The organism is Desulforhopalus sp. IMCC35007, assembly GCF_005116575.1.
GTDB lineage: Bacteria > Desulfobacterota > Desulfobulbia > Desulfobulbales > Desulfocapsaceae > Desulforhopalus_A.
This window is the reverse complement of sequence record NZ_SWCN01000042.1, coordinates 23,989-29,988: the sequence shown is the minus strand read 5'-3', so window position 1 is coordinate 29,988 and position 6,000 is coordinate 23,989. Positions and strand designations below refer to the sequence as shown.

The window sequence follows — 6,000 nt, the reverse complement described above, 5'->3', positions numbered from 1 at the left end:
TATTGTTTTCTGCATGACCTGCCTCCTTGATTTTGGCTCTGAGTTGATTGTTTATGCTCTCAACTTAACCCACGTTTGCAAGGTAGGCAGGTCTGTTTTGTTTATGTGGCAACCATCATATCTAAAGGCATTTAACAGGACAAAGCTCAGACAGATAGCCCTTTGACCCATTGCCCTTGTCGAAAATGTTGGTTACACTCACTTAAACATGAAAATACATGAAATTCGTCATCACCTTCTGCATCTGCAAGATAGTATCATCTGCAAGTATAAGACGCATTGCCTCCAGGGATAGAAATGAGAATAGATTTTTCTCAAATAAAGATATTTTGAACCCGCTGATGTATTCATAAGAGGTCGGCTCGATACTATCAATGACTCCGTCATCAAAAACGTGACATCAATATCTGAGGAAAGAACGTGAACACTCTGAAAGAACAACTCAACGAAACAAAAAAACTCTGGTGGCTGCACGACTCTTACTGGCACGCAACGATGGTGAAGGAATTTGGGGCAGAGAAAGCAAATCAGTTAAACCTTGAGGCCAACGAACGCTTTTTCAGAAAATATACCCTTCTGCTTCTCCGATCAGGTGCCATACAACGCCCTGAGTCGATCGAAGACCTGATGGAAATTTTTAAAACCGTATGGTCAACATGTTTTTTTGACGAGATGTACGTCAACGAACCGGTCACCATAAAAGGTAATATGGCGACCTGGACAGGCCACCAATGCAATGCCTTTGATTCTTTAAATGCTGCAAAGATGACCAAAGGCTATGCCTGTGGCTGTCAGGCGATTCGCAACGGGGTGATGAAAGCCCTTCGACTCAAACCCGTCCACTCCATTGAAGAAAGCCTGGTGCACGGCGACGGACGATGTGTGATCACCTTCTGCTTTGAACCAAAATGATGAAAGGCATGAATAATACAATCAATCGCTATTCTGTGTTGGCGATTAACTTCTAAAATATCCGTCCAGCAAAAGGGGCTTGTCCTGTTGTCGAGATGCGATCTGATGCTGCTTTACAACCTAAGGCAGGCGGCAATTTCTCTGACGTCGGAGATGGTCGCCAGTGAGAGCACCTTCTCCCGAACTGTTGCAGTTCTGGCTGCAGGCAATATCCTTGCTGCCAGGCTTTCGTATTTTTCTATAATTTTCTGGAGAGACAATGGATTTTGAGAGGCACCGCTGGCATAATCCACATGCCCCTGTATCACCCTGCCGTCAATGGTTCTAATGGTGAGGTAAGGTTCGGAATCAAAAGGTAACTCAGGGCTTTCAATCAATTGCACCAATGCAGCAAGCCTTTTTATTTCGGGGTCATGGAGGATTGGAGCCTCATATTCAGAGATGAAGGCCTTCCCCTGTATCAAAGCAACGGCAATACTATAGGGCAAGTGAAGCTGGGCTGCGATCCTCGTTGACGGGAACTCCTCCTTACCGATCATTTGAATCATCTCGGGAATACACCGAACCTCAATAGAAGCTATATCTGCAGCGGTCAACTGATAGCACTCCTTTGCATCGAAAATCACATCCAGGCTACTATGGATATCGCGACAGGCAGCATAGGGTTTGATACCGCTGCGCATGATACCATACCCGGGTGGGCGTTTACAGATCAAGGCGTCTGGATTGGCCGCAGTTCTGGCATACGTTTTGAAAAATCCACCCCATTCTGCCTCAAAGATCTGTCCAGGGCCGGTAAATCCGGAACGGGCAAGGCAGGCTGCGACAACACCGGTCTCGGACGCCCGACCAACGTTAAAGCGTTTACTCATCGCCCCATCCCCGGTAAAGGCCCAGGTTCCTCCGGTAAAACTACCCGCCAGCCCCAAGGCCCATATCGTTTGATCAAGATCTAAGCCCATAACTTTTGCAGCTGCCGCAGTTGCAGCAAAACTGCCACATGTACCGGTTGAATGAAAGCCATCCGAGTGGTTGTGTGGTCGATACCCTCCCGCACTGTCAAGAACCCTGCGTCCGACCTCATAGCCAACAATCATTGCTTCAAGAGCCTGTCTGCCGGAAACAGTAGGAAATGCCTCAGCCACTGCCAAAATGACCGGTACGACGACTGCACCGGTATGATCCACCCCTCCAAAATCATCAAGTTCTCTGGCATGGGCAATAATACCGTTATGAAGAACAGCACCCTGAAGTGTTGCCGTGCCGCCTGTCCCCCATAAGGTGCAAGGACCACCGCCGGGAGAGAGAAGATTGACCGCCTTTGCTGCAGCAATTGCTTCCAGGGTATCGACTCCTGAAAGGGCAGCCCCCAGAAGATCGAGAAACAGAGAGACAGCATGCTTGACAACCGAATCAGCAACAGAATCAAGATTGAACTGGGTGGCGTATTCGGCCAGATGCCCAGCCAATGATTTGTGAAGATCGGTAGAGTGTGTCATTATAAAGTCAGCATCCGAAAAGGATCAGTGATTGATAATTTGACTAAGAAAGAGAGCGGTCCGGTCGTATTGAGGATTGTTAAAAAATGTCTCCGGATCGTTTGCTTCAACGATCTCCCCTGTATCCATAAACACAACCCGATCCGCAACGGTCCTGGCAAAACCCATTTCGTGGGTGACACAGATCATGGTCATACCAGAACTCGCAAGATCTACCATAACATCAAGAACTTCTTTAATCATTTCAGGATCGAGAGCCGAAGTTGGCTCATCAAACAACATGATCTTTGGGCTCATGCACAGGCATCTGGCAATCGCAATACGCTGCTGCTGTCCTCCCGAACATTGTCCCGGATATTTATTGGCTAAATCGGGAATTTTTACCCGTTCGAGATAATGAAAAGCGAGCTCACGAGCTTCTTTGAGAGGCATTTTTCGAATCCAGATCGGTGACAGGGTCAGATTTTCAAGAACTGTCATGTGAGGAAAAAGATTAAAATTCTGGAAAAGCATCCCTGTTTCCCGACGTATCTTGTCAATCCGTTTGACATCGTTGGTGAGTTCAACTCCATCGACTATTATTTTTCCCTGTTGATGGGTCTCCAACCTGTTAATGCAGCGAATAAGAGTGGACTTTCCTGAACCGGATGGGCCGCAGACAACCACTTTTTCGCCTTTGCCAACCTCGAGATTGATGTTCTTCAAAACATGAAAGTCACCAAACCACTTATTTAAACCGGAGATGGTGACAATACTTTCCCGTTTGTTTTTCTCTGGTGTTGTGGCAGTAGTCATTATTTGTAATTCTCCTCTTGCTTCTACTTATTGATGACTTGGGTGGTAAGTTTTTTCGAGATAAACACTGTAGCGGGATATGGCGAAACAAAAAATCCAGAACACTATAGCGGCAAAAATATAAGCTTCTTTGGTAAAACCAAGCCATTCTTTGTCTGCCATCGAGGCCTTGGCAACGCCAAGCAGATCAAGCAGGCCGATTACCGCCACCAGAGTGGTGTCTTTCAGTAAGGACAGAAAATTGTTGGCAAGGCCCGGAATGACAAGGCGTAAAGTCTGGGGAATGATAATCAGGCTCATCATTTTCCAGTAGGGCCAGCCAAGGGCCATAGCTGCTTCGTATTGTCCCTTGGGAATAGCCTGCAATCCTCCCCGTATTACCTCCGCCATATACGCTGCGTAAAAAAATGCGATGCCAACCAGGGCACGCAACAGTTTATTAAACGTCACATTTTCCGGTAAGAATAGAGGAAACATCACCGAAGCCATAAACAGGACACTCACCAAGGGAACTCCCCGAACGAATTCGATGAAGGAAACACAGAGGACCTTGATAACCGGTAGATCTGAACGTCTACCGAGAGCAAGCAGGATACCGATGGGCAAGGCAGTAGCCATCCCGGAACCAGCAACCACCAGTGTAAGAAACAGACCTCCCCAGAAATGGGTCTCGACAAGTGGCAAACCAAAAATGTCTCCAACCAGCATGAAAAACGCAAATACCGGATACACTGTAAAGAGAAATACCCAGTGCCAGCCTGATGCCGTGAGTCGACTGATAAACAAGAGAAAAAGAGTTAGCACGAGCGCGGTCAGGCCAATTGCTCCAGCCGCTTTCTCATCCAAATACAAAAAGATCCCATAATAAGAGATCACTCCAACCAAAAGAGCAGAACCGATACCTGTCAGGACTGCAACGACCTGATTGCCAAACAACTCAAGGAACGGTTTGCCTTGCAACAATCTATCAAGAGCAAAAGGAGCAAAGAGGTAACAGGCAATAAAGGTGGCGGGAATCGGTCCAAGCCAAAAGAGCACGGTTATTGCGGCAAGCAGGTAGAGAACCATCTTTCTTTTGGTCGTACCCAAAAGAATTGGAGCAAAAAGAGGAAAAAGAGCAACGGCCAGGACAAAAAAAGTAAAGTTCACCCGCCAGCGTTCAACCAGCGGATAAAAGCCATACAGGAACACGCCCCATCTGACTTTGACGAACACCCAGCAGGCTCCCGTCGAACCACCTTGCGCGGCCTCGTCACAGACACCGCGTGAATCACCGAGCCAGGTGGCATCGAGGATCCCCCAGCGCAACAACGGTGGCACGGTCAACACTAACAGGGCAATACTCAGCAAAGTGAGCAGTAAATTCCCGGGAGTTGAAAAAAGATTGTTTTTAACCCATCCTGCATATCCAGAATCAAGTTTCGGAGAAGGCAATGAGGGGCTTGGTATCCAAGTTTCAGACATAATGCGTCCCTAAAGACCCCGTAGGGCATATTTTTTGTTGTACCAATTCATTATCAGTGAGATAAACAGGCTTATAATCAAATACACCGCCATCGTGATGCTGATTATTTCTACAGCCTGACCGGATTGGTTCAGTGCTGTACCGGCGAAGACATGAATCAGATCAGGGTAGCCGATTACTACCGCCAGAGATGAGTTCTTCACCAGAGTAAGGTACTGGCTGATGAGGGGCGGCGTCACAACACGCATCGCCTGGGGAATGACAATCAAACGATAGATCATCCATGGCCGATGTCCTAAAGCATACGCTGCGTCGCGCTGCCCTTTATCCACCGCCATAATACCCGAACGAACATATTCTCCGATGAAAGTTGCTGAATACAACGTGAGGGACAGCCAGAGGGCAATCAATTCCGGCAGAACTGTAATTCCGCCAGCAAAATTGAACCCAGAGAGAACCGGCATTTCCCAATGGAGAGGAAAGCCCGTCAACATCATAGCCACAAGTGGCATGCCAACAAGCAGGGCAATGGCTATAGAGTAGTCAGGAAAACGGCGTCCTGTTTGTAGCTGCCTTTTCTTACTCCACCGAAACAAAAAAATTGAGAGGATAACAGCGCCCAAAAAGGCTACAGGTGTTGCGATAAACCCAGGTTCAAAAATAGGTTTTGGAATCTGTAAGCCACGATTGCAGAGAAAGGCAATGTCACTGAAATGCATAGCCAACCGTGGTCCCGGTAGGGGCGTCAGGATAGCAAGGTACCAAAAGAGTATCTGAAGCAGAAGTGGAATATTACGGATTATCTCAGTATAGGCTTCAGCCATTTTAGAGATGAGCCAATTCGGCGACAGCCTGATAATACCGAGGAAAAAACCAAGAATGGTCGAGCTTACAATTCCAAGAATTGAAACGAGGAGAGTGTTGAGAATTCCAACAACAAAGGCATCAGCGTAGGTACTTCTGCTACTATAGTCAACCAGAGTCTGGCTAATATCAAAACCGGACGGAGAACTCAAAAAAGCAAAGCCGGTGGTAATTCCTGCTTTGTTAAGGTTGTGGGCAATGTTGTAAAGAGCATAACCTGCTACGATGACCAACAGCATCAAAACCAAAGCCTGGGCCAGCCACCCCCTTACTCGGGGGTCGTTCAACAGATTTCTCCTCGGGTGCTGTGTTTCGCTGCGGGCGACTTTTGACATGCAACTGATTTTCCTAAGAATAGTGGACGGGATAAATTGAGTAAGAAAAACCATAACCGCAAGCGACATGCCAGCGGTTATGGTGTGGTTCAAAGTTGCCTTGAAAAACGGCTTTATATACAGGTAATAA

Annotated in this window: 4 protein-coding genes and 1 pseudogene; 1 reads left to right on the top strand and 4 read right to left on the bottom strand. The window is 47.3% G+C overall.

All coding sequences use genetic code 11. The features are described from left to right. The first annotated feature begins 420 nt into the window (after positions 1–420). On the top strand, positions 421–912 hold the full coding sequence (locus FCL48_RS23780; RefSeq protein WP_136876425.1) for a hypothetical protein: 492 nt from the start codon (positions 421–423) through the stop codon (positions 910–912). Positions 913–1,025: 113 nt separating this feature from the next. On the opposite strand, the gene FCL48_RS23775 is transcribed toward FCL48_RS23780, so the two are convergent. From FCL48_RS23775 to FCL48_RS23760, 4 genes and pseudogenes are all read right to left on the bottom strand, one after another. Then, positions 1,026–2,411: an MmgE/PrpD family protein gene (locus FCL48_RS23775; RefSeq protein ID WP_136876423.1), complete on the bottom strand. Its 1,386-nt coding sequence runs from the start codon at positions 2,409–2,411 to the stop codon at positions 1,026–1,028. A 24-nt stretch (positions 2,412–2,435) separates the two neighbouring features. Next, positions 2,436–3,140: pseudogene (locus tag FCL48_RS23770) on the bottom strand (amino acid ABC transporter ATP-binding protein); the annotation flags it as partial. Positions 3,141–3,233: 93 nt separating this feature from the next. Next, positions 3,234–4,670 carry an amino acid ABC transporter permease gene (locus FCL48_RS23765; protein WP_136876418.1) on the bottom strand — a complete coding sequence of 479 codons (1,437 nt, stop codon included), beginning with the start codon at positions 4,668–4,670 and terminating at the stop codon, positions 3,234–3,236. Positions 4,671–4,679: 9 nt separating this feature from the next. Continuing rightward, a complete protein-coding gene (locus tag FCL48_RS23760; RefSeq protein WP_136876417.1) occupies positions 4,680–5,870 on the bottom strand; it encodes an amino acid ABC transporter permease in 1,191 nt (396 codons plus the stop codon). Positions 5,871–6,000 lie beyond the last annotated feature (130 nt).

Excerpts from the sequence above, each read along its gene's own strand:
- FCL48_RS23775 (WP_136876423.1), bottom strand. The coding sequence starts at position 2,411 with ATGACACACTCTACCGATCTTCACAAATCATTGGCTGGGCATCTGGCC.
- FCL48_RS23765 (WP_136876418.1), bottom strand. The coding sequence starts at position 4,670 with ATGTCTGAAACTTGGATACCAAGCCCCTCATTGCCTTCTCCGAAACTT.
- FCL48_RS23760 (WP_136876417.1), bottom strand. The coding sequence starts at position 5,870 with ATGTCAAAAGTCGCCCGCAGCGAAACACAGCACCCGAGGAGAAATCTG.